General features: G+C 72.6%; 25 protein-coding genes. 10 read left to right on the top strand and 15 right to left on the bottom strand.

Annotated elements, in window-relative coordinates; all coding sequences use genetic code 11:
- Positions 1-315 precede the first annotated feature (315 nt).
- From IEZ20_RS09040 to IEZ20_RS09060, 5 genes are all read right to left on the bottom strand, one after another.
- On the bottom strand, positions 316-744 hold the full coding sequence (locus tag IEZ20_RS09040) for a PRC-barrel domain-containing protein (RefSeq protein WP_189296289.1): 429 nt from the start codon (positions 742-744) through the stop codon (positions 316-318).
- 36 nt (positions 745-780) lie between these two features.
- Positions 781-1,347, bottom strand: a complete 567-nt coding sequence (locus IEZ20_RS09045) for a PRC-barrel domain-containing protein (RefSeq protein ID WP_189296291.1) — start codon at positions 1,345-1,347, stop codon at positions 781-783.
- The gene (locus tag IEZ20_RS09050; RefSeq protein WP_189297076.1) at positions 1,344-1,511 is read right to left on the bottom strand and encodes a hypothetical protein; all 168 of its coding nucleotides are present in this window, start codon (positions 1,509-1,511) and stop codon (positions 1,344-1,346) included. The genes IEZ20_RS09045 and IEZ20_RS09050 overlap by 4 nt, the downstream gene beginning before the upstream one ends.
- A gap of 234 nt (positions 1,512-1,745) precedes the next feature.
- A complete protein-coding gene (locus IEZ20_RS09055; RefSeq protein ID WP_189296294.1) occupies positions 1,746-2,345 on the bottom strand; it encodes a hypothetical protein in 600 nt (199 codons plus the stop codon).
- Between the two features lie 25 nt (positions 2,346-2,370).
- Positions 2,371-2,754: a GvpU-like protein gene (locus IEZ20_RS09060; protein WP_189296296.1), complete on the bottom strand. Its 384-nt coding sequence runs from the start codon at positions 2,752-2,754 to the stop codon at positions 2,371-2,373.
- 130 nt (positions 2,755-2,884) lie between these two features.
- On the opposite strand from IEZ20_RS09060, the gene IEZ20_RS09065 reads away from it, so the two are divergent.
- Positions 2,885-3,742 (top strand): RNA polymerase sigma factor SigF, encoded by an 858-nt coding sequence (locus IEZ20_RS09065; protein ID WP_189296298.1) that lies wholly within the window; start codon positions 2,885-2,887, stop codon positions 3,740-3,742.
- A 6-nt stretch (positions 3,743-3,748) separates the two neighbouring features.
- On the opposite strand, the gene IEZ20_RS09070 is transcribed toward IEZ20_RS09065, so the two are convergent.
- The 3 genes from IEZ20_RS09070 to IEZ20_RS09080 all read right to left on the bottom strand — a co-directional run bounded on the left by IEZ20_RS09070 (position 3,749) and on the right by IEZ20_RS09080 (position 7,138).
- The gene (locus IEZ20_RS09070) at positions 3,749-4,207 is read right to left on the bottom strand and encodes a response regulator (RefSeq protein WP_189296299.1); all 459 of its coding nucleotides are present in this window, start codon (positions 4,205-4,207) and stop codon (positions 3,749-3,751) included.
- Positions 4,204-5,793, bottom strand: coding sequence for a sensor histidine kinase (locus IEZ20_RS09075; protein ID WP_189296978.1), 1,590 nt, complete (start codon positions 5,791-5,793; stop codon positions 4,204-4,206). The genes IEZ20_RS09070 and IEZ20_RS09075 overlap by 4 nt, the downstream gene beginning before the upstream one ends.
- 100 nt (positions 5,794-5,893) lie before the next feature.
- The gene (locus tag IEZ20_RS09080) at positions 5,894-7,138 is read right to left on the bottom strand and encodes a PP2C family protein-serine/threonine phosphatase (protein ID WP_189296301.1); all 1,245 of its coding nucleotides are present in this window, start codon (positions 7,136-7,138) and stop codon (positions 5,894-5,896) included.
- 303 nt (positions 7,139-7,441) lie between these two features.
- On the opposite strand from IEZ20_RS09080, the gene IEZ20_RS09085 reads away from it, so the two are divergent.
- Entirely contained in the window at positions 7,442-7,972 is a 531-nt protein-coding gene (locus IEZ20_RS09085) for a MarR family winged helix-turn-helix transcriptional regulator (RefSeq protein ID WP_189296980.1), read from the top strand.
- Between the two features lie 129 nt (positions 7,973-8,101).
- Here IEZ20_RS09085 and IEZ20_RS09090 read toward each other — a convergent pair whose 3' ends face one another.
- From IEZ20_RS09090 to IEZ20_RS09100, 3 genes are all read right to left on the bottom strand, one after another.
- Positions 8,102-8,545, bottom strand: a complete 444-nt coding sequence (locus tag IEZ20_RS09090) for an anti-sigma regulatory factor (protein WP_189296303.1) — start codon at positions 8,543-8,545, stop codon at positions 8,102-8,104.
- Positions 8,546-8,708: 163 nt separating this feature from the next.
- Positions 8,709-9,092 carry an STAS domain-containing protein gene (locus IEZ20_RS09095; protein ID WP_189296306.1) on the bottom strand — a complete coding sequence of 128 codons (384 nt, stop codon included), beginning with the start codon at positions 9,090-9,092 and terminating at the stop codon, positions 8,709-8,711.
- 139 nt (positions 9,093-9,231) lie between these two features.
- The gene (locus IEZ20_RS09100) at positions 9,232-10,428 is read right to left on the bottom strand and encodes a PP2C family protein-serine/threonine phosphatase (protein WP_189296308.1); all 1,197 of its coding nucleotides are present in this window, start codon (positions 10,426-10,428) and stop codon (positions 9,232-9,234) included.
- A 199-nt stretch (positions 10,429-10,627) separates the two neighbouring features.
- Here IEZ20_RS09100 and IEZ20_RS09105 point away from each other — a divergent pair, with 199 nt between their 5' ends.
- Positions 10,628-11,062 (top strand): MarR family transcriptional regulator, encoded by a 435-nt coding sequence (locus IEZ20_RS09105; protein WP_189296310.1) that lies wholly within the window; start codon positions 10,628-10,630, stop codon positions 11,060-11,062.
- Between the two features lie 468 nt (positions 11,063-11,530).
- Here IEZ20_RS09105 and IEZ20_RS09110 read toward each other — a convergent pair whose 3' ends face one another.
- On the bottom strand, positions 11,531-12,496 hold the full coding sequence (locus IEZ20_RS09110) for a LysR family transcriptional regulator (RefSeq protein WP_189296312.1): 966 nt from the start codon (positions 12,494-12,496) through the stop codon (positions 11,531-11,533).
- A gap of 153 nt (positions 12,497-12,649) precedes the next feature.
- Between IEZ20_RS09110 and IEZ20_RS09115 the strand changes: the two genes are divergently transcribed.
- Together IEZ20_RS09115 and IEZ20_RS09120 are read left to right on the top strand one after the other, a co-directional pair.
- Positions 12,650-13,570, top strand: a complete 921-nt coding sequence (locus tag IEZ20_RS09115; RefSeq protein WP_189296314.1) for a zinc-binding dehydrogenase — start codon at positions 12,650-12,652, stop codon at positions 13,568-13,570.
- A 67-nt stretch (positions 13,571-13,637) separates the two neighbouring features.
- The gene (locus IEZ20_RS09120; RefSeq protein WP_189296316.1) at positions 13,638-14,057 is read left to right on the top strand and encodes a nuclear transport factor 2 family protein; all 420 of its coding nucleotides are present in this window, start codon (positions 13,638-13,640) and stop codon (positions 14,055-14,057) included.
- Here IEZ20_RS09120 and IEZ20_RS09125 read toward each other — a convergent pair.
- Both IEZ20_RS09125 and IEZ20_RS09130 read right to left on the bottom strand, forming a co-directional pair.
- Positions 14,046-15,413, bottom strand: coding sequence for a cryptochrome/photolyase family protein (locus IEZ20_RS09125; RefSeq protein WP_189296318.1), 1,368 nt, complete (start codon positions 15,411-15,413; stop codon positions 14,046-14,048). The two genes, IEZ20_RS09120 and IEZ20_RS09125, sit on opposite strands and share 12 nt — an antisense overlap.
- A 16-nt stretch (positions 15,414-15,429) precedes the next feature.
- Entirely contained in the window at positions 15,430-16,947 is a 1,518-nt protein-coding gene (locus tag IEZ20_RS09130) for an SDR family oxidoreductase (protein ID WP_189296320.1), read from the bottom strand.
- Positions 16,948-17,205: 258 nt separating this feature from the next.
- On the opposite strand from IEZ20_RS09130, the gene IEZ20_RS09135 reads away from it, so the two are divergent.
- From IEZ20_RS09135 to IEZ20_RS09150, 4 genes are all read left to right on the top strand, one after another.
- On the top strand, positions 17,206-17,556 hold the full coding sequence (locus tag IEZ20_RS09135) for a helix-turn-helix domain-containing protein (protein ID WP_189296322.1): 351 nt from the start codon (positions 17,206-17,208) through the stop codon (positions 17,554-17,556).
- Positions 17,557-17,786: 230 nt separating this feature from the next.
- Positions 17,787-17,990 (top strand): cold-shock protein, encoded by a 204-nt coding sequence (locus IEZ20_RS09140; RefSeq protein ID WP_031482971.1) that lies wholly within the window; start codon positions 17,787-17,789, stop codon positions 17,988-17,990.
- Between the two features lie 208 nt (positions 17,991-18,198).
- Entirely contained in the window at positions 18,199-19,680 is a 1,482-nt protein-coding gene (locus IEZ20_RS09145; RefSeq protein WP_189296325.1) for a DEAD/DEAH box helicase, read from the top strand.
- A 13-nt stretch (positions 19,681-19,693) separates the two neighbouring features.
- Positions 19,694-19,981, top strand: a complete 288-nt coding sequence (locus tag IEZ20_RS09150) for an SCO5918 family protein (protein WP_189296327.1) — start codon at positions 19,694-19,696, stop codon at positions 19,979-19,981.
- Between the two features lie 27 nt (positions 19,982-20,008).
- On the opposite strand, the gene IEZ20_RS09155 is transcribed toward IEZ20_RS09150, so the two are convergent.
- On the bottom strand, positions 20,009-20,752 hold the full coding sequence (locus IEZ20_RS09155) for a helix-turn-helix domain-containing protein (protein WP_189296329.1): 744 nt from the start codon (positions 20,750-20,752) through the stop codon (positions 20,009-20,011).
- 261 nt (positions 20,753-21,013) lie between these two features.
- Between IEZ20_RS09155 and IEZ20_RS09160 the strand changes: the two genes are divergently transcribed.
- Positions 21,014-21,682, top strand: coding sequence for a DUF4097 family beta strand repeat-containing protein (locus IEZ20_RS09160; protein ID WP_189296332.1), 669 nt, complete (start codon positions 21,014-21,016; stop codon positions 21,680-21,682).
- Positions 21,683-21,798 lie beyond the last annotated feature (116 nt).

Genomic DNA, 21,798 nt, shown 5'->3' on the forward strand with positions numbered 1-21,798 from the left:
TTTCCGACTCTATCAGATCCTTTCGGCGTCTGATCCCCGGTCAGCGGGGTTTGTCTTCGCGGCCGTTGGGCCGTTCCGACGTCTCAACCTTAGCGGATTCTTCCGGCTCCTCATAATCGAGGTGATGGAGCCGAATTCACGCATGCGGACATGCTCGAATCCAGTCCCGCTGGGAGACCGCGTCGGTTGTTTGCTGTGTCGCCTTCAGCGGCGGTGAATTCCGCCGTGGAGCAGTGACTGCTCCGGGCAACCTGAATATAGTACGGACGTTGCCGACGGGCGTCAAGCTTCCGGGGTGCGCGGGGGCGACCGGTCTCAGGCGGGCTCGGCGCGCACCACCGCCGCGTAGGGGCCGAGGCCCATCAGGCGCGGGCCGGCGATCTCGCCGAGGGCGGTGTAGAGCGTGAGCAGGCGACCGGAAGCGGGGTCGAAGGCGACGTCCCTGACCGTTCCGTGCTCGTCGCCGTGCTCGGTCAGGACCCGGCTCCCGAGTATCCGGTGGTGGGCGGGCACGCGGTCCTGTCCCTGTTCGGCCGTGACGCGTGAGTGGACGATCACCGCGTCCGGGCCCACCGCTTCCACGGCGCTCCACGTCAGCGCTTCGGCGTGGTCGGCGGCCCCGGACAACCGCACCGCGGCCACCGTGGCGTTGCGTGCGTCGACGGTCAGGTCGGCCACCTTGCCGACGGTCGTCGCGTCGTCGGCTGTGATCACCGGTAGACCGAAGGCCTGGGAGAAGAGCAACGCGGGTCCTCCTTCGTCGGGCGGAGCGGTGCCGGGTCAGCGGCGCCGCATGTGGGTGAGGAAGGCTTCGACCTGGGCGGCGAAGCTGGGCAGGTCGTCGGCGACGAAGCGCTGGGCCTGCGCGGGAACGACGAGGGCCTGACCGGAGACGGCCAGTGACTGGCCCCGCGGCACGAACACCTTGCGGTGCCGGCGGTCGAGCTTGTCGTTGGCGGCGACCTCGAAGCCGACGACCCGGCCGCTCGTCCCCGTCTCGATCACCACGTCCGCCACGGTGCCGATGTCGGTGCCCTCCTCGGTGAGGACCGGGGCTCCCAGGACTCGGCCGCGATCGGCTTCGCCGCGTCCGACGACCGCGTCCCTGTCCTCGAAGAGGGCCTGGCTGACGATCATCACCGCCGACGGTCCGACCGCGTGCACATGGGAGAAGGGGAGGCTCTGTTTCAGCGGCCCGGCCAGCAGGCCGCGCCCGCTCAGGGTGAAACCGGTGATCCGGCCCGCCGGCCCGTCGAAGACGACGTCCTTGATCTGTGCCACCGCTTCCCCGCCGAGTGTCACCACCACTCGTCCGGACAGCTCGGAGGCGAGTACGAGCGTGTTCACCGTCCGCCTCCCCGGCCGGCCCGACCGCGGTTGACGGCGATCACCGTCCCCGACCGGCGCCGTGCCTGAACGAGGGCCGTCGTCCCGGCGAGCAACGCCACCACCGCGACGAGGACGACCAGCCAGACCCACCACATCGCATCCACCTCCCTGCCGCCGGTCACCCGTCGTGACCGTAGATGCGCTCAGCGACCGTTACGTGGTATCCGGTTGCCCTCCGTGCCCGCGGACACGCCTGTGTTTCCGAGGGGGAAACCGGCCATTCCCGTTCCCGGCCCGGGCCGCGCATAGAGCCCGTGCATCTGTCCTGCTCGGGGCCCTGGCCGGCCGTCGAGGACGCGTGGGCGCACCCTCGCTCGGGGCGGCCGAGCCCCCGCCGAGCCGGGCGCCGCCGGTGCTCAGTCCCCGGGGTCGGGCCACGTCGCCACGAGTGCCCGCTGGTCCGGGAAGCGGGGGCCGGGAACCGTCTCGTGAGTGGTCTCGCCGTTGAGCCAGCACACGTGTCCGGGACCGCCGTCGCCGGTGTCGAACAGACAGCACACTCCGCCGGCGGCGGCGGTGACGTCGGTGAACGCCTTCCTGACGGAAGCCGACCGCGCGAACAGGCGGCTCATCCGTGTGGTCGCCGCCCAGCACTCCACCGACGCGTAACCCGGGTGCAGGAAGGACTCGAAACGGATCGTCGCGTAGACGTACCCGATGCGGATGCGCCCGTCCGCGTCCGGTTCGGGGCCGCCCGCCGCCGTGTACGCGCGCAGGGCGTCGTCGGCGTCGAACATGAGGGACATGTCCAGCTCGGCCGTGCTGCGCGTGGAGCAGTCGACCGGCTCGCTCCCGAAGCGGGACGTGAACGGGAGGACGAGCCGGTCACCGTGGGGCAGGGTGAGACCGAGCGGCTGTACGGCACGGGTGGGTGGCGCCAGGCCGGCCAGGGCCGTCAGTGCCCTGGCGAGGTTCCGGGGGCGCAGGTGGATGTCGTAGCCGTAGGTCAGTCCCATGGTTCGGCCGGGTGGAGACGGCGTCTCACTGGTCGAAGTAGCTGAGATCGCCCACGGTCCAGGCGCTGACGTCCTTGATCGCGACTCGGTACATGCCGCCCGACTCCGGGATCCCGAGGCTGCCCTGCAGGATCCGGGCGAGATGGAAGTGCAGGTGCGTGGGAGCCTCGCCGGTACCGGCGCCACCGGGTCGGTTGCCTCGCGGTCCGCGGGCGAAGACGTCCGAGAACGGACCGAGACGGTCCGAGTCCTTCAGGACCTCCGCCACCCGCTCCCTCCACACGACCTCCGGAGCCAGTCGGCCGGTGATGACGGCACCGCCGACGACCACGGTCAGCGACATCTGATTGCTTCGCTCGGACTCCACCGCGGCGGAGATGGCGACGAGCAGCTCATCCGGGTTCGACATGACAGCAGAGCTTATTCGGCTCGCCGCGGTCCGGGTCTCCTCTCCGGACACATGATCTCTCGCCGGCCGGGTAGGCGCGGCCTTGACGACCTGCTCGCGGAGCGGGCGCGGACGGCAGGGAGGGCCTGGGATGACGACGGTGCTCGTCGGCACGACGACCGATTCCGGTACGGATTCCGGTACGGAGCTGCCCGGGATCGAGGATCCGCAGAAGGTCGCGCCCCAGGATGCCCGTGAGCTGACCAAGACGTTCCTGGAGCGGCTCGCCGTGCTGGAGGAGGGGACGCACGAGTACCAGTACGCGCGCAACACCCTCATCGAGATGAACATGTCCCTGGTGCGCTTCGCCGCCCGGCGGTTCCGTAACAGCGGTCAGGACATGGAGGACGTCGTCCAGGTCGGCACGATCGGTCTGATCAAGGCGATCGACCGGTTCGAGGTGTCCCGCGAGGTGCAGTTCACCAGCTTCGCGGTGCCGTACATCGTCGGCGAGATCAAGCGGTTCTTCCGGGACACGTCCTGGTCCGTGCACGTGCCGCGGCGGCTGCAGGAGGCGCGTACCGAACTCGCCAAGGCCAGCGAGGAGCTGCGCAGCCGGCTGGGGCGTGCTCCGCGGGTCTCCGAGCTGGCCGCGCTGATGAACCTCACCGAGGAACAGGTCATGGAGGTCCAGGTCGCGGCGAACGGCTACAACTCCGCTTCCCTCGACGCCGTGATCACCGGTGACGCCGAGGACGGCGAGGCGGCCCTGTCCGAGTTCATAGGCGAGGAGGACACCGCCCTCGAACTCGTGGAGGACTTCCACGCCCTCGCCCCGCTCGTCGCCGGTCTGGACGAGCGGGAGCGGCGGATCCTGCACCTGAGGTTCGTCGAGGAGCGGACCCAGGCGGAAATCGGCAAGGAGCTGGGCGTCTCGCAGATGCACGTCTCGCGGCTCATCTCGCGCATCCTGGCGCGTCTGCGCTCGGGGATGCTCGCCACCGGCTGACCCGCCTCACCTCTGCATCGGGTACGGCCGGGGCAGTCGTACGACCGTCACGAAGAACTCGTCGATCTGGCGGACCGCGGCGATGAACTGGTCCAGGTCGACGGGCTTGGTGACGTAGGCGTTGGCGTGCAGCTTGTAGCTGCGCAGGATGTCCTCCTCGGCGGAGGACGTCGTCAGGACGACGACGGGGATGTGGGCGAGGTCCGGGTCGGACTTGATGCGTTCCAGGACCTGTCGGCCGTCGTACTTGGGCAGGTTGAGGTCCAGGAGGATCAGGTCGGGGGTCGGCGCCTGCGTGTGGGCGCCACGGCGGTAGAGGAAGTCCAGCGCCTCCTCGCCGTCGCGTACGACGTGCAGGGTGTTGCCGATCTTGTTGTCCTCGAACGCCTCCCTGGTCATCAGCTCGTCGCCGGGGTCGTCTTCGACGAGGAGCACCTCGATGGGCCGGGCGCCGGGCGTGGTCATGCGGGTTGTCCTTCCAAGGTGGTGCGGGCGGGGGCCGCCGCGTCGGGTGGGGCGGGGACGCCGGCCGGGGTGGTGGGCAGGGTGAGGCAGAAGCGGGTGCCGCCCGTGTGGGTGGTGTCGATCCAGATGCGGCCGCCGTGGAACTCCACGATCTTCTTGCAGAGGGCCAGGCCGATGCCCGTACCGCTGTAGGCGTCCCGGCCGTGCAGGCGCTGGAAGATGACGAAGACCTTCTCGGCGAACTCCTCCGGGATGCCGATCCCGTTGTCCGTCACGCTCAGCCGCCAGGTCTCGCCGCCGGCATCGGCGTCGGGGGCGGGGGCGGCCTCGGGGTCCCGCTCGCAGGTGATCTCGATGTGGGGGGCGCGGTCGGGGTGGCGGAACTTGATGGCGTTGCCGATCAGGTTCTGCCAGAGCATGACCAGCAGCATCGGGTCGCCGGTGATCTCCGGCAGTTCGGCGGGGCGCTGGATCACGGCGCCGGACTCCTCGGCCGCCGCGGTGAGGTTGGCCACCGCCTTGTCCAGGGTCTGCCCCAGGGAGACGGGGACATGGGCGTCGTTGACCCGGCCGACCCGGGAGAAGGTGAGCAGGTCGTTGATGAGGGTCTGCATGCGCTTGGCGCCGTCCACGGCGAACTCGATGTACTGCGTGCCGCGTTCGTCGAGCTTGTCGCCGTACCGCTTCTCGAGCAGCTGGCAGAAGGAGGCGACCTTGCGCAGCGGTTCCTGCAGGTCGTGGGAGGCGACGTAGGCGAACTGTTCCAGCTCGGCGTTGGACCGGCGCAGCTCCACCGCCTGGGCGTCCAGATCGGCTGCCTGCCGGGTGAGGTGCTCGTGCTGGACGCGGGAGGCGTCGAGTTCGGTCACCAGGCGCAGGCGCATGGCTTCGACGTCGTCGGACATGGCCCGGATGTCGGCCGGTCCCTCGGCGGGGATGTGGTGCTGGAAGTCGCCCTGGGCCACCCGGCGCGACGCGGTGCGCAGGCCGGCCAGGGGCCGGGCGACCAGGGTGTGCACCAGCACGGCCAGGACCACGGCCGTGATCAGGAAGGCGGCGACCATGCCGGCCAGCACCCAGTTCCGTACGGTGCGGATGTGGGCCAGCTCGCTCCGGTTCTCTTCCCTGGCCTCGGCCAGGTGTCTGTTCTGCGTGCCGAACAGGGTGCGGATGTGGTCGAAGGCCGCCTTGCCGCGTTCGGTGGTGGACTTGCCGGCCGGCCTCGGGGCGCCCGGGGTGACGCCCGCGATCAGGGGATCGGCGTACGTGCGGCGCCAGTCGGCCGCCGCGCGCTCGATGGTCTCCAGGTCCTGGCGCAGGACCGGGCGGTCACCTATGCGGCGCCGCAGACGGGTGGCGGAGTCCTTCTCGGCCCGCCGTCCCTCGGTGTACGGGGTGAGGAACTGCCGGTCCGCGGCGAGGACGTAGCCGCGGGCGCCCGTCTCCTGGTTCAGCAGGGCGTTCTGCAGGCGGAGCGCCTCGGCACGGGCCGGCTGGATGTCCTCGATCAGCTGGTCGGAGACGCGCGCGGTCCGCGCCAGCAGCTCCGCGCCCACCACCGAGCCGGTCGCCACGAGGGCGATCATCACAGCGAGCGCCAGGTGGAACCAGCCCTGCACGGTGATGCGGCTGCGTCGGCGGGGGCGGGGGGATGCGGGGGACGTTGTCACCGTCACGATTCCTCGTTCACTCGGGCTGCCGGTGCCACCGCAGGTGCAGCACGGCCACGTCGTCGGCGAGACCGCCGTGGTCCTCGGCGAGTGCTTCGGCACGGCCGATCAGTTCGTCCACGAACGCCTCCGCCGGCAGGGTCGCCAGCGAGCGGGCCAGGTCCCACAGGCCCTGCTCGCCGAGCCGTTCGCGTCCGGGCCCGGTCCGGCCCTCGAACAGGCCGTCGGTGAAGAGGACGACTCCCGCGCCGTCCGGCAGGGTGAGGTCGGCCACCGGCCAGCGGGCCGTACCGCCCGGCAGCACCCCGAGCGCCGGTCCTCCCGGCACCTCGACCCAGTCCACGCTGTCGCCGGCGCGCAACAGCATGCCGGGGTGGCCGGCGCGCATCACCCGCGCCGAGCGGCCGTCCGGCAGCAGTTCCAGGCTGGTCAGCGTGGCGAAGATCTGCTCACCGGTGCGTTCGGCCACGAGGATCTCCTCCAGCGTGCTCAGCTGCCGGGCGCCGGTGGCACCGCTGACCACGAGGGTGCGCCAGGCGATGCGCAGTCCCACGCCGAGGGCCGCCTCGTCGGGGCCGTGTCCCGAGACGTCGCCGATCAGCACGTGCACACGGCCGTCCGGCGTCTGTACGACGTCGTAGAAGTCGCCGCCGAGCAGGGCCTGTTCGCGGCCGGGCAGATAGCGGGCGACCACCTCGAGGCCCGTCGCGTCGCGGAGCAGCGGTGTGGGCAGCAGCCCGCGCTCCAGCCGGCGGTTCTCCTCCGCACGCAGCTGGCCCGCCTGCAGGGCCGCGGCCGCCTGTTCCGCCAGCTTGCGCTGGATGGCGTACCTGACGGCCCGGCCGAACAGCTCCGCCTCGACGCGTCCCTTGACCAGGTAGTCCTGTGCGCCCGCGGCGACCGCCGCCAGTCCGGTGCTCTCCTCGGCCAGCCCGGTCAGCACCACGACCGCGACGTCCGCGCACTGCCGCACCCGGGCCACGCCGTCCAGCCCGTGGGAGTCGGGCAGGTGCAGATCCAGCAGGACGCAGTCCGGCGCCTCCGCCGCGAGTACGGAGCACGCCTCGGCCAGGGACCGCACCCAGGTCAGCCGCATCCCCGGGGAGCAGTCGGCGACGAGTTCCTCCACGAGGAGGGCGTCCGCCTCGTCGTCCTCGATCAGGAGCACCGAGGGCTCCTGCCAGGCCCAGGCCGCGCCCGCCACCGCGGCGGTCCCGGGGGCGACCCGTACGCCGACAAGCCCATGCTGTGTTGGGAGCATCCGTCCCTGCTTCCCCCTCCAACGCCTCGGCCGAGCCTCTCGGAGCTCCTTGTTGCCATAGGGCAATGAACGAAGCCTACTGGCCGCGATCCGTCCTGTCCCCCGTGGTGGCGATCGGGCCGGGCCGCGGATCCCTTTCCGGCCACTGTCCTGGGAACCGCGTGCGTATGGTCTTCCCGTGGGCCGTGGGCGGATGCGGCGCCGCCCCGTCGAGGAGTGCGCTTGCCCGGCGGCTCCTCGGGTACCGCATTTCAGTGAAGGTTGTATCCATACGGGCAGGCCATTACCGAAAGCGATGTGTTCGTGACGCGTCTCACCGGCTTCGGGGACGACCAGCCGAACGGCCCGGGTGACGATCTCCCGTCCGTCGCCCGGGAGATCGCCGATGCCGTGGACGCCCTCGCGAACCTGTGGGCGGTGGCCGCGCAGGGGGCCAGTCTGCGGCTGTCCCCGCACCAGTTGCGGGCCCTGCGGATCCTGGAGGCCGAACCGGGGCTCAATCTCACCGCGTTGGCGGAGGGCATGGAGATAGGGCCGCCGACCGCCAGCCGGCTGTGCGACCGGCTGGAGGCGGCGGGTCTGCTGGAGCGCCTGCTGCATCCGCACAGGCGGCGGGAGGTGCAGCTGGTCCTCACCGGGCGCGGCCGACAGGTGCTCGGTGAGGTGGCCGAGCGCAGATCACAGGCGCTCGCCGTGGTCCTCGCCCGCATGGGCCCCGCCGAACGGGAGGCGCTGGGCAGGGGGATGCGGGCGTTCCTGGCCGCTCAGGACGGTACCGGGGGCACCGGGGGGACCGGCGGTACGGGTCGGCGGCCCGACGGGCTGCGGGGCTGACCGGCGCGGGTGCGGCGGCCGTGACGGTCGGGGCCGGCCTCCGGGAAGGGGATGACCGGGGCGGCCGCGTCGCACGCCCGTGGGGGCGAAGGGCGCGGTGCTCTCGGGGACCGGGCGTTCCGGCCCCGCTCAGGGCGCCCCCGCACGCGGCGAGGGCAGACCGGAGACCCAGTCGGTGATGGTGACGGTGGTGCCCCGGCCGGGGGTGCTGTCGAGGGCGAACTCCTGGACGAGCCGCCTGGCTCCGCTCAGCCCCGGGCCGAGGCCGTCCGCGGAGGTGTGGCCGTCGGTCATCGCCAGGTCGACGTCGCGGATGCCGGGGCCCGCGTCGACGAAGGCCAGCCGCAGCCCGCGACGTGCGCCGTCGCCGAGGAGCGTCATCTCCACGTGGCCGCCGCCCCCGTGCACGAGGGTGTTGCGGGCCAGTTCGCTGACGGCGGTCACCAGCTTCGTCTGCTGGACCAGGCGGAATCCGAGGCCGGCAGCGGCCTGGCGCACCCGGCGGCGCACCCGGGCCAGGTCCGCGTCCGAGCCGATGGGCAGGCGGGCGGTGGGAACGAGTGGGGCATGCATCACGCACCCTCTTCCGGGTGAGCGGACAAAGTCGCCGGGGGGCCGTGGCCCAGCACGCGGCCGAGGAAGGAGTCGGTCGTCCCCGCGCCGGAGACGTCGGCCACGACACCGCCGACCGGTACCGGCACCGGCGCGGGTCCCGGACGGGCGGCGGAGGCGCCGGTCACCGCGGGCCCGCTCCCGCGGCCGGAGCCGGTGGGACGACGGCGCCCTGCCGGGTGAGCGCGTACGCCAGGGCGTCGGCGAGACCGGCCCGCGTGGTGACCGGCCCGGGGTCGATGCCGAGGCGGACGGTGGTCCGCGCGAGGGCGGGACGGGCACCGGGGACGATGCGCTCCGCGACCTCCGGACGGGCAGCGGCGACCGTCTTCACCGGCTGCCGGGCCGCGGACGAGTCGGCGGTCGGTACGCCGGTGACGTCGACGACGGCGTACCGGGCCCGCCGGTCCACGATCACCGCCCGGCGCCGGGCGGTCCGCTCGCGGTGCCGTTCCGGGAAGACGCCCAGGTCATGCGCCCCCTCGGGCGTCGTGGGGTGCTCCGCCACCTGCATCGTCTCCCTGCTGCGAGGGCTTGCGACCACCCGACGGGCGAGCCGTCCGGCAATTATTGCCGCACGACAAGGGATGGTGCGAGGGCGCGGGGGCGGACCACACGCGATCGTCACAACCGGGCGGTCCCGCCGTTCACGCGCCGGCCGGCTTCCCGTGCCAGTCCAGGCACACGACCAGGGCGTCGTCGTCCGCTACGGGCCTGCCGCGGTGGCCGGTCAGCTCCCGCAGGATCGCGCGCGGCACCTCGGCGGCGGGCAGCAGCCGCGTGGAGTGGATCGCCCGGGCGAGCGCCGAGTCCCCGTACGCCTCCCCCTTCGGGGAGGACACCGCGTGCACTCCGTCGCTGACGAAGACGAGACGGTCACCGGGCTCGACCTGGAAGTCCTGCGCGACGTAGTCGGTCTCCTCGAACATGCCCAGGGGCAGCTGGGCGTCGAAGGTGACACGCTCCACGGAGCCGTCCCGCAGCCGCAGCAGCTGGGGGGAGCCCGCGTCCACGACACGGGTCCGGCCGGTGGCCAGGTCGAAGTCGAACATCAGGACGGACAGGTAGCAGCGGCCCCGGTAGTGGGCGTAGACGGCCTGGTCCGCCAGGGCCGCCTGGTCGGCGATGGAGATACCGGCGCGCCGGGCGTTGCGCAGCGCGTTGATGGCCAGGTTGGTCAGCAGCGACGCCTCTATGCCCTCCCCCATGCCGTTGGTGACGTACAGCATCAGGCGGTCGGCGGTGGCGGACCAGTCGAAGTTGTCACCGAAGATGGCGTACGCCGGCTCCAGTTGCGCCCCCAGCTCGTACTCGGGGCGGGAGCAGGAGCGGCCGGGCAGCAGCTGCCACTGCATCTCGGCGGCCAGGGTGAGCCGGTCCTTGCGGCGCGCCTGCAGATAGAGGTCGGTGTCGCGCTCGGCCACGACCACCTCGTGCCCCAGCACACCGGCGATGTCGGCCAGCTCCGGCTCCCAGCGGCGAACGGCGTCGGCGCCGGGCAGCGTCACGGTCAGCACCCCGAGCCGGTCGCCGCGCACACTGACGGGGAGGTGCAGGCGCACCCGCCCGTCGCGGCCGTCCTCGCAGTACGGCCGCTGGGAGCCGAAGGCACGGCCGGCCGGGCTGTTGTGCACCGGCACCGGCTCCGGCTCGTGCGGCGGCACCGGCTCAGGAGTGTGCGGCAGCACCGGCACCGGCTGCAGCACGCTCAGGCCGTAGTCGGCCATGAGCAGCTCGACGTCCTCCGCGCCGTACTGCTCCATCAGTACGGCACGGGTGGCGTCGAGCAACGCGTGGGGAGCCGCTGTGCGCAGCGCGCGTTCAGCGGCCACGAATCTGTTCATGGGGGATATCCACCAATCCTTCACCGGACAACGTAGGTGCCTCACCCAAGAGGCCGGGCTCCTGCACGAGCCGCGTCGGTCACCCCGGTCACCCGTGGCCAGCGTGCACGCCTAGTACGCTGACAGGCACCCCAGTGCCTGCGAGAGTGTGACCGTGACTGCCTTCCGCCGCCGCTCAGAGCCCGATGAGGTCGCGCGCGTGACCACCACGGCCGTCGAGCTGCTGGAAGTCGTGTGGGGCCGCGCTTCGACCGCGCCCACCTCCGCGTCCCAACTGCGTGTGCTGCACATCCTGGAGCACCACGACGGGATCAACCTGCGCACGCTCGCCGAGTACCTGGCCTCCACGCCGCCTTCCACCAGCAGGCTGTGCGACCGGCTGCAGGCCGCCGGGTTCGTCGAGCGGGTGGCGAGCCCGGAGGACAGGCGGGAGGTGCGCCTGCACCTCAGCAGCCGGGGCCGCGCCTTCCTCGCCGACCTGCGGGCCCGCAGGGAGAGGGAGCTGCGCAAGGTGCTGGCGGATATGCCCGCCGCCAAGCGGATCGCGCTGATGGAGGGGCTGGAGGCGTTCTGCGCCACGGCGGCGACGCAGATACTCGGCGACGCCTCGGACCCGGGCAGCCAGACAGCCTGAGCCGCCGTTCGCGGCACCCGCGCCACCGCCGCCTCTCGGCGAGGGTGGCCGGCACACGGAGTGGTCTCCGTCCACCGGAGCATCCCTGGTCCTTCCCCGTGCACATCCGACACGGCTACTTTGTTGCCTGACGGCTATTGTTGTCAAACGGCAACAGTGTGTTCCGACCGTCCTCTCTCCGACTCGGATACCCCGTACCGGCCCGTTCTGCCGGGGCTGTGCGTCATGTCTCCGAAGGAGGGACCCGGCGCATGTCCGGAGCGATCGCGGGAAGCCGTCGCGCGGGGCCGCACGGCGCGCGCCCGGGGGTCCGGTGCCCTGGCCGGCGGGGGCATGACGTCCCGGGGCCCCACCGGCCGGGGGTTGACGGCCGGGGCCCTGCCCTGCCGGTGAGTTGACGGCCGTGGCCCTGGCGGCCGGAGGGTTGACGGCCGTGGCCCCGGCGGCCGGAGGGTTGACGCCTGGGTCCTACCGGCCGGGGGCCGGGCGGCCCGCGAGTTTCGGGTGGTCGGTGTCCGGGAGCCAGTCGCGCCGCGGCCGGTACTCCAGCCAGCGCCGGGTACGGCCGGATGCGCTGAAGCCGCGCAGCAGGGAGCCGAGCAGAGGGTGGCGGGACGACTCCCGCCAGGCCAGCGACCACGCGTACAGCGGGGTCGGCTCGACCAGCGGGATGGAGCGCAGGCCCAGGTGGTCCGGCAGGGGCACGTCGGCGGGGAAGACGGTGAAGCCGTCGGGGGCGGTGCGCAGGTGCTGGGCCAGGTGGTCCAGGCCCAGGTTGGGGCCGTCATGGCGGCGCGTGATCCGGAACGCCTCGGCGAAGCGGCGCAGGAAGTCCAGGCGGTCCAGTTCGGCCGGGCACACCAGGACGCTGTCGCGCAGGTCGGCCGGGCGCAGTGCGTCGGCGGCGGCCAGCGGGTGGGACGGGCCGACCACCGCGTCGACGGGCTCCAGCCGCACCAGACGCTGGGTGAGTCCCGCGTCCCGGCCGTCGGGCAGCGGGTGCACCCGGCCGAACCCCAGATCCGTGTCGCCGCGCAGCAGGGCCTGGGCGACGGACGGCCAGTCCCGTCCCGGGCCGGGCTCCCACCGCACCGCGCCGAGCGTCCGTACCGCCTCGGCGACCGTGCGCATCGGCGCGTACAGATGCCCCCACGTATCGATCCGTACGGCCGGACCGGCGCCCGTCACCGCCGCGACCGCCCGCTCCCCCGCCGCCAGCACCTCACGCGCGGCCGGCAGGAACCGCTCCCCCGCCTCGCTGAGCCGGACACCGCCCTGGCGCTCGAACAGCCGCGCGCCCAGCACGCCCTCCAGCCGCGCGACGCGTTTGGAGACCACCTGCTGACTGGTGCCCAACTCCTCGGCGGCCCGCCCGAAGTGCAGTGTCCCGGCGGTCGCGACGAAGGCGCGGACCAGCGTGAGGTCGAGGTCCATGCCGCCGACCTTATGCGACAACCCGGCGTTGTCGGCCAGGCGACCGGGTTGTTGGCCGGTGCGCCCCTCCGCACGGTCCGATGGTCCCGGAAGCGACGCGGAGGAACGGCCGCCGGACACCACGGCCGCAGGACACCGAGGAGTTGAACCACCATGAAGGCCTTCGTGCCCACCGGGGACCCCGCCGAGCCGGTCGTCCTCGCCGACGTGCCCGAGCCGACACCGGGTCCCGGCGAGGCGCTGGTCAAGGTCGAGGCGTTCTCGGTCAACCGGGGCGAGACGTTCAAGCTGGAGAAGCCCGCCCCCGGCGACCGCCCCGGCAAGGACATCGCGGGCCTGGTGGTCCAGCCCGCCGCGGACGGCAGCGGGCCGTCCGGGATCACCCGGGTCGTCGGCCACCCCATGGCGGGCGGCTGGGCGGAGTACGCGGCGGTGCCGACCGGCGCGCTCGCCGAGCTGCCGGACGGCGTCTCCGTGCTCCAGGGCGCGGCACTGCCGCTGGCCGGGCTCACCGCGCTGCGGCTGCTGCGCACCGCCGGACCGGTGCTCGGCCGGCGGGTGCTGCTGACGGGTGCCTCCGGGGGCGTGGGCCACTTCGTCACCGAGCTCGCGGCCGCCGCCGGCGCCCAGGTGACCGCCGTGACCAGGGACGCCGCACGCGGCGCCCGGCTCGTCGAACTCGGTGCCGCCGAGGTCGTCCACGACGTCGCCGACGCGCGGGGCCCGTACGACATCGTGCTGGAGTCGACCGGCGGCCAGGCGCTCCCCCGCGCGCTGGCACGGCTCGCCGGACGCGGCACGCTCATCTGGTTCGGGCAGGCCGGCCGCACACCGGCGACGCTCGACTTCTTCGACTTCTTCACCGGGCCCGAATCGGCCGTCATCCGCCACTTCCACTACCTCGACGCCGACACCCGCCTCGACGACGACCTGGCGACACTCGTCCGGCTGACCGCCGAAGGCCGCCTGCACCCGGAGATCGGCCGCGTCTCGGACTGGGCCGGCACCGCGACCGCCCTCACCGACCTGCGCGACCGCCGCATCCGCGGCAAGGCCGTCCTCACCGTGTCCTGACCGCCCCGCCCTGATCCACCCCTGCAGCCCGAGAACCGGACGCGAGAACAACCGAAGGAGCACCCCCATGACCAGCAACGACCCGAGGGCCGTCGTCATCCGCTACGTCGAGGCCGTCCGCGACGGTGACGCCGACGTCATCCACGACAGCTTCGCCGAGGACGCGACCTGGCACTACCCGGGCAGCCTGCCCGTCTCCAGGGTGTGGCGCGGCCGCGACGAGATCATCAACGACTTCCTCGGCAGCATGGGAACGGTCTTCGTCCCCGGCACCCTGGAGATCGAGCTGGTCGGCACGATCGCCGAGGGCGACCGCGTGGTGGCCGAGTGGACGTCCAGGGCCGAGACGGTCCACGGCGGCACGTACGACAACCGCTGCCTCGGCATCTACACGGTGCGCGACGGCAGGATCGTCTCCGTGGTCGAGTACGCCGACACCCACCACGTGGCCGCGACCCTCTTCGCCGGCGACGCGCTACCCCGGTGACCGTCCCTCCCTGAAGCGGGCGGCGGCCGCCGCGAGGTCCACGACGGGGGCCGGGTAGTCCAGGCCCGCACGGTCGGCGGCGTCGAGCAGCGGGACACGGTGGATCGTCCGGGCGTCGAGGCCGCTCAGCTCGGGGAGCCAGCGGCGCACGTACTCCCCCCGGGGGTCGAAACGGCGGGCCTGGACGAGCGGGTTGAGGACCCGGTTGGGGCGGGTGTCCGTGCCGGTCCCGGCGACCCACTGCCAGTTGAGCTGGTTGTTCGCGATGTCGCCGTCGACCAGCAGGTCCAGGAAGTGGCGGGCCCCCACCCGCCAGTCCACGTAGAGCGTCTTGACCAGGAAGCTCGCCACGAGCAGGCGGGCCCGGCCCGGCATCCAGCCCTCGTGGCGCAGCTGCCGCAGGGCCGCGTCGACGAGGGGGTAGCCGGTACGGCCCTCCCGCCAGGCCTCGGTCTCCTCCGGGGCGTGCCGCCAGCGGTCGTGCCGGGGGCGGTAGTCGTGGTCGGCCGCGTCGGGGCGGGCCGCCAGGACCTGGTGGTGGAAGTCCCGCCAGGCGAGCTGCCGCACGAAGGCGTGCGCCCCGGGGTTGTCCTGGGCGCGGGCCCGGTGCAGCAGTTCGGTCGGGGAGAGGCAGCCGAAGTGCAGGTGAGCGGAGAGCCTGGAGGTGGCGTCGGCGGCCAGGTCGTCGTGGCGGTCGTCGTAGGCGGACAGCGGGCCCGCCAGCCAGGACCGCAGTCTGCGGCGGGCCTCGGACTCCCCGCCCGCGGGCAGCCCCGGCGACGCGGGGCCCGGTGCGAGGGACCCCGCGCGGGGCAGGCCGGCCGATCGCACGTCCGGCACGAAAACCGCGTCCGGAGCCGGCAGGACGCCCCGCACGGCGAAGCTCTCCCACCGGCGGAAGTACGGTGTGAAGACCGCGAAGTGGTCCTTGCCCGCAGGGGTCAGCGCCCCGGGCGGTACGGCCGTCACCGAGGCCTCGTGGACCCGCAGTGCGCGCCGGTCGCCGGCCAGCTCCGCGCGCAGCCGGTCCTCGCGCCGGGCCGCGTAACGGCTGACCCCGGCCGCGATGTGGACCTCCCCGGCCCCGGTCTCCGCCGCCACCCGGCAGGTCTCCTCCACCACGTCGCCGACGCGCACCACCAGCCGGCCGCCGCGGGCGCGCAGGGCGCCGTCCAGGTCGGCCAGGCTGTCGGCGAGGAACGCCGCCCGGTTGGGGACGACGAAACCGGTGCCGCGGACGCCGGTGTCGACGACGAAGAGCGGGACCACGCGTTCCGCGTCCCTGAGGGCGGCCACCAGGACCGGGTTGTCGTGCGTCCGCAGGTCCGCGGTGAACAGGGCGACCGAGACACGCACGGTTCCTTGAGCCCCCTCAGTGGCTACGGGCCGGTTCCCCGGCGGCCGACTCGGCCGCGGCGGCGATGTTGCGGATCATGCCGCCGAAGACGGCGGCGTGGAAGGGCGCCACGCCCCACCAGTACACGTGTCCGGCCAGTCCGTGCGGATGGAACAGCGCCCGCTGCCGGTACACCGTGCGTCCCTGCGGGTCCCGGGCGACGGTCATCTCCAGCCAGGCCAGGCCCGGCAGCCGCATCTCCGCCCGCAGGCGGAGCAGCCGGCCCGGCTCGATCTCCTCCACGCGCCAGAAGTCCAGGCTGTCGCCGGCCCTCAGCCGGGTCGCGTCCCGGCGGCCCCTTCTCAGGCCCACACCGCCCACCAGCGTGTCCAGCCACCCCCTCAGCGACCAGGCCAGCGGTGAGGAGTACCAGCCGTTCTCGCCGCCGATCGCCTCGACCACCCGCCACAGCGCCTCCGGCGACGCCGCGACCGTGCGCTCACGGTCATCCGTGTAGAGGCTTCCGCCCGCCCAGCCGGGGTCGGTCGGCAGCGGGTCGCTGGGGGCGCGGGGAGTCGATGCCGAGGACCACCGGGTGGCCACGTCCGCGTCCTGCACGCGCCGGAGAGCCAGCCGGATCGCCTGGTCGAGGGTGAGGGAGCCCTCCGGCGGGTCCGGGACGTAGCGGACGATGTCCTGTTCGGCGCAGACCACCTCGTGCCTGAGCGACTCCACCAGCGGGCGGGCGAGGGCACCCGGCACCGGGGTGATCAGCCCGACCCACAGGCTGGACAGCCGGGGGGTGAGCAGCGGTACCGGGAGGATGACCCGCCGGGGCAGGCCGGCGACGGCCGCGTACCGCTGCATCATCTCCTGGTACGTGAGGATGTCCGGCCCGCCGATGTCGAAGGCGCGGTTCACGTCGTGGGGCAGCCGCGCGCACCCCACGAGCAGGCGGAGCGCGTCGCGGACGGCGATCGGCTGGATGCGGGTACGCACCCAGCTCGGCGTCACCATGGCGGGGAGCCGCTCGGTCAGATACCGCAGCATCTCGAACGACGCCGAACCCGAACCGATGATCACCGCTGCCCGCAGCACGGCGGTCGGCACCCCGGAGGCGAGGAGGATGCGGCCCACTTCGGCGCGGGAGCGGAGGTGGGGCGACAGCTCGTGCTCGGGTACCCCGGAGGGGGTCAGCCCGCCGAGGTAGACGATCCGCCCGACCCCGGCGGCGCGCGCCTGCTCGGCGAAGATCCTGGCCGCGCGCCGGTCCCTCTCCTCGAAACCCCGCCCCGTGCCCAGCGCGTGCACCAAGTAGTAGGCGACGTCCGTTCCCTGCATCGCCGTGCGCACGGACGCCTCGTCCGTCACGTCCCCGCGCACGATCTCCGCCCGGCCGGCCCACGGGTGGTCCCGCAGCTTGCCGGGCGAGCGGGCCAGACACCGCACGGCGTAGCCGCGGGCCAGCAGCTCCGGGACCAGCCTGCCGCCCAGGTAACCGGTGGCACCGGTGACCAGACAGCGCAGCCGCCCGTCCTCGTCGGTCACGTTCATCCTGGATCCATGCTGGATCCCGGAGGGAAAACCGCAACCTGACCGCGGACGTCCGTTCACCCCGACGCGGTCGTGGAGGCCGGGCGGGCGCGGGTGGACGACCCGCGCGGAGGGCCGAGCAAATCTGTCACGGCGAGTCCACATCTCCGTGTCCGCCGGAGTTAGGGTTGTAGGACGACGCGGATGGTGCCGGATCTTTCGGAGGGACGGCGCCAGGCACGCCACGAGCCCTCGCCGCGTCCCCGGAACGAAGGTGCTATGCCCGCTGAGAACGCCTCTGTCGCCGGCAACCTGGACGACGACGACTATCCCGCCTACACCATGGGGCGGGCCGCCGACGTTCTCGGTACCACCCCCGCCTTCCTCCGGGCCGTCGGCGAAGCCGGGCTGATCGCTCCGCTCCGCTCGGAGGGCGGCCACCGCCGCTACTCCCGCCGCCAGCTGCGCGTCGCCGCCCGCGCCCGTGAGCTGGTCGACCAGGGCACCCCCGTGGAAGCCGCGTGCCGGATCGTCTCCCTCGAGGACCAGCTGGACGACACCCTCCGCCTGAACCAGGACATACGCCGGAAGCTGGACGAGAAGCCGGGTGAGCACGGCGCGAATATCTAGTCTCGCCGCTACAGAAATACACACAGGCGCGGGATGATGCTTTCGAGACACCAGCGAAAACGTCTCGCCACTGCCATCCGGCCTGTGTTAGCGTGATAGCAGTTGCAGTTTTGGTTGCCAGAGATTCATTCTTTGCAGAGCTTTCCGGATCTTTCCGGAGGGGTGATCATCGCGGCGACTCGGCTTCGCAAGGTGCGAAGTCCGGCACTGCCCCCCAAGGGAGATTCAATATGGCATCTGGCACCGTGAAGTGGTTCAACGCGGAAAAGGGCTTCGGCTTCATCGAGCAGGAGGGTGGCGGCCCGGACGTCTTCGCCCACTACTCGAACATCGCCACCCAGGGCTTCCGCGAGCTTCAGGAAGGCCAGAAGGTTACCTTCGACGTCACCCAGGGCCAGAAGGGCCCGCAGGCCGAGAACATCGTTCCCGCCTGACGCTGACGCGATCACGTCGTGAGCCCATGGCTCACGCATGATGTGGCTGGGGCCCGCGCTCTTGGGGTGCGGGCCCCAGCCCATTCATCATTTCTGCTGCATTCTGCAGGCTTTTTCTTTTTTACTTCGGCTCATTCTTGCGAATCCTCGCGCGGTCGTCACCGCCGGAAGGAATTCCTCGATACGCCGCATCGAGGAAGGTTCCTCCATGAACCGCACCCGTCGCTCGGACAGGTCCGCGCGTTCGACGGGCTCCGCCCCCGGCAGCCGTTTCCGTGCCCAGGGCACGGGCCGCCAGGGCCCCCGCCCCGGCACCGGACGGAAGACCGGCCAGGGCGCACGCTCCGCTCCCCGCCGTCAGGAGTTCGCCCTGCCGGTCACCCTCACCGAACCGCTGCCGGCGGTCGAGACGTTCGCGGAACTCGACATGCCCGCGCGGCTGCTGGCCGCCCTCCGCACCGAGGGCGTGACCATGCCGTTCCCGATCCAGGCGGCCACGCTGCCGAACGCGCTGGCGGGCCGCGACGTCCTGGGCCGGGGTCGTACCGGCTCGGGCAAGACGCTCGCCTTCGGCCTGCCGGTGCTCGCCCGTCTGGACGGACAGCGGGCCCAGCCCCGGCAGCCGCTCGCCCTCGTCCTCGTACCGACCCGGGAACTGGCCCAGCAGGTCACCGACGCGCTCACCCCGTACGCCCGCGCGCTGCGGCTGCGGCTCGCCACCGTGGTGGGCGGGGTGTCGATCGGCCGCCAGACGAGTGCCCTGCGCTCCGGCGCCGAGGTCGTCGTCGCGACGCCCGGCCGGCTCAAGGACCTCATCGAACGAGGGGCCTGCCAGCTGGACCACGTCGCCGTCACCGTCCTGGACGAGGCCGACCAGATGGCCGACATGGGCTTCATGCCGCAGGTCACCGCGCTGCTCGACCAGGTCCCCGCCGACGGCCAGCGGTTGCTGTTCTCGGCCACCCTGGACCGCAACATCGACCTCCTGGTGCGCCGTTACCTGCACGACCCGGTCGTGCACTCCGTCGACCCGTCCGCGGGAGCGGTCACCACGATGGAGCACCACCTGCTCCACGTGCACGACGACGACAAGCACTCCGCCGCGACCGAGATCGCCGCCCGCGACGGACGCGTGATCATGTTCCTGGACACCAAGCACGCGGTGGACCGGCTGGCCAGGCACCTGCTGTCCGTCGGTGTGCGTGCCGCGGCCCTGCACGGCGGCAAGTCCCAGCCGCAGCGCAACCGGACGCTCGCGCAGTTCAAGGACGGCCAGGTCACGGCTCTGGTGGCCACCAACGTCGCCGCCCGCGGCATCCACGTCGAAGGGCTCGACCTCGTCGTGAACGTCGACCCGCCCGGCGACCACAAGGACTACCTGCACCGCGGCGGCCGTACCGCACGCGCCGGCGAGTCCGGCACCGTGGTCACCCTCGTCCTGCCGCACCAGCGGCGCGCGATGGACCGCTTGATGGCCGACGCCGGCATCACTCCGAGCACCGCCCGGGTCCGCCCGGGCGAGGCCGAGCTGCACCGCATCACCGGGGCCCGGACCCCCTCCGGCGAGCCCGTCACCATCGCCGCGCCGGCCGACGGACCGCGCGAGGGCGGCGGATCCACGGGACGGCGCCGCAGGGCCCGGCCCACCGCCGCCCGGGGCCGCCGGCCCGCCCGGAGGAACAACCCGTAGCCAGGAGGCATCCATGCGCTGTGTCATCGCCCGTTTCCCGTTCGACCTGATCAAGAGTGAGGTCGAACAGTCCATGAGCGGCATCACGCCCGAACCCGTCACCAACGTCTCCGTCACCATCGGCCGTCAGGTCTACCCGGTGATGCAGGTCGGAGAGGTGATCACCCGGCAGAACCGCCGCGACTTCACGGTCACCGAGATGCGCCGGGCCCTGACCCGCCTCGGTTTCACCTGCCACGACACGCCCCCGGTCGCCCCGGTCCGGGCCCCGCTCGCCGGGGAGGACGCGCTCGGCTGGTGACGCGGCCGGGGCGGGGCGGACGTCCGGCTAGGGCCGCTCCGCGGCGTCGCCCGACGTCGCGCCCGGCTTGCTGTGGAGGATCTCCCGCGCCTGTTCCGCCGCGCGGACGATGCTCTCGGAGATGAAGTCCACGAAGCGGGCGATGTTCTCCAGGCGGACGGCGGCCGGGGTGCCGGGGCCGAGGACGCCGACGCCCTGGCGGGCGGTTTCGCCGAGGTGGGCGGTGCCGCGGGCGCTGGCCATCATGGACTCGTACATGACGTCGTCGTCCACGACATAGCGCTCGCGGCGGCGTTCGTCGCGTTCCCTGCGGACGAGGCCCTGGCTCTCCAGGAACGCGATCGCCTTGGAGACGGACGCCGGGCTGACCTGGAGGCGCTCGACCAGTTCGGACGCGGTGAGGCTGCCCGCGTCGGTGGTGTAGAGGCAGGCCAGCACCCGGGACATCATCTTCGGCGCGCCCGACTGCATGAGCACGGTGGTGAGCAGCTCCTCGTACGCGCGCACCGCCTCCGCGTCGCGCCCGTGGGCCGGCGCCGGTGCCTGCGGCCCGCGGGGTTCCGTCCGCCTGCGGCGGTGGGCGCGCTGTTCCGTGGCGCGGTGGGCCAGGTCGGCGCGGTAGGCGGTGGGGCCGCCGTTGCGCATCACTTCCCGGGTGACCGTCGAGGTGGGGCGGTCGAGGCGTCTGGCGATCTCCGCGTAGGCGAGGCCGTCCGCCAGTCCCAGCGCGATCTGCTGGCGTTCCTGCTGAGTGAGCCTGCCTCCCGGCATCCCGCCTCCTTCGTGGTCGGTCCCTCATTCGCTCTCCGGCGACCTCAGCATAGCCTTCACCCCCATGTCATTGCAACAGCAGGACAGGGGAGACGTTGCGTTCGACGGCAGGGCGTTGCAACGATTTACCTCCATTGACCTGCAATTACTTACCTAGCACGCAACTCTCTCGTTGCCATCACTATGAACGCAACGTAGCGTTTCCATTGTCAGAAACAAGCGGCGCCGGGCCAGCGGCCGGCGTGGACAAAGGAGCGCACCATGCAGAAGTTCGCCACCCCCGCCCCGGTCTCGGTCGTCCTCGACATCCCCGCGGGACGCGTCCGGTTCATCGCCGCCGACCGGGGTGACACCACGGTCGAGGTCCTGCCCGCGGACGCCTCCCTCGGCCGGGACGTGAAGGCGGCCGAGGGGATCGAGGTCGGCTACGGCGACGGGGTTCTGCGGATCGGCGGCGGTCAGGTCCGCAACCGGATCCTCGGACCGTCCGGGTCCGTCGAGGTCACCGTCCAGCTGCCCGCCGGCTCCCGCGTCGAGGCCAAGGCCGCCAGTGCCGAGCTGCGGGGCGTCGGACGGCTCGGTGACGTCGTCTTCGAGGGGCAGCAGGCCACGGTCAAGCTCGACGAGACCGCGAGCGCCCGCCTCAGCGTCCAGGCCGGTGACATCTCGGTCGGCCGGCTCGGCGGACCCGCCGACATCAGCACCCAGAAGGGTGACCTGCGCATCGCCGAGGCCGTGCGCGGTGCGGTCACGCTGCGCACCGAGCACGGTGACATCTCGGTCGGCGCCGCCCGCGGGGTCTCCGCCTCCCTCGACGCCGGGACCGCCCACGGACGGATCCACAACGCGCTCGCGAACACCGACGGCGCTGCCGGCCTCACCCTCCACGCGACCACCGGCTACGGAGACATCACCGCCCGCAGCCTCTGAGCCCGGCCCGGAACCCACCGGAACCACCCGGGCCGAGGGAGGCAGGCCTGATGAAGGACCTCGCCCCCGCAGCGCGTCAGCCCCCGCCCGGATGCCCCCGCAGTTCAGGCGCCGGC

The sequence above is a fragment of the Streptomyces cinerochromogenes genome (assembly GCF_014648635.1).
Classification (GTDB): domain Bacteria; phylum Actinomycetota; class Actinomycetes; order Streptomycetales; family Streptomycetaceae; genus Streptomyces; species Streptomyces cinerochromogenes.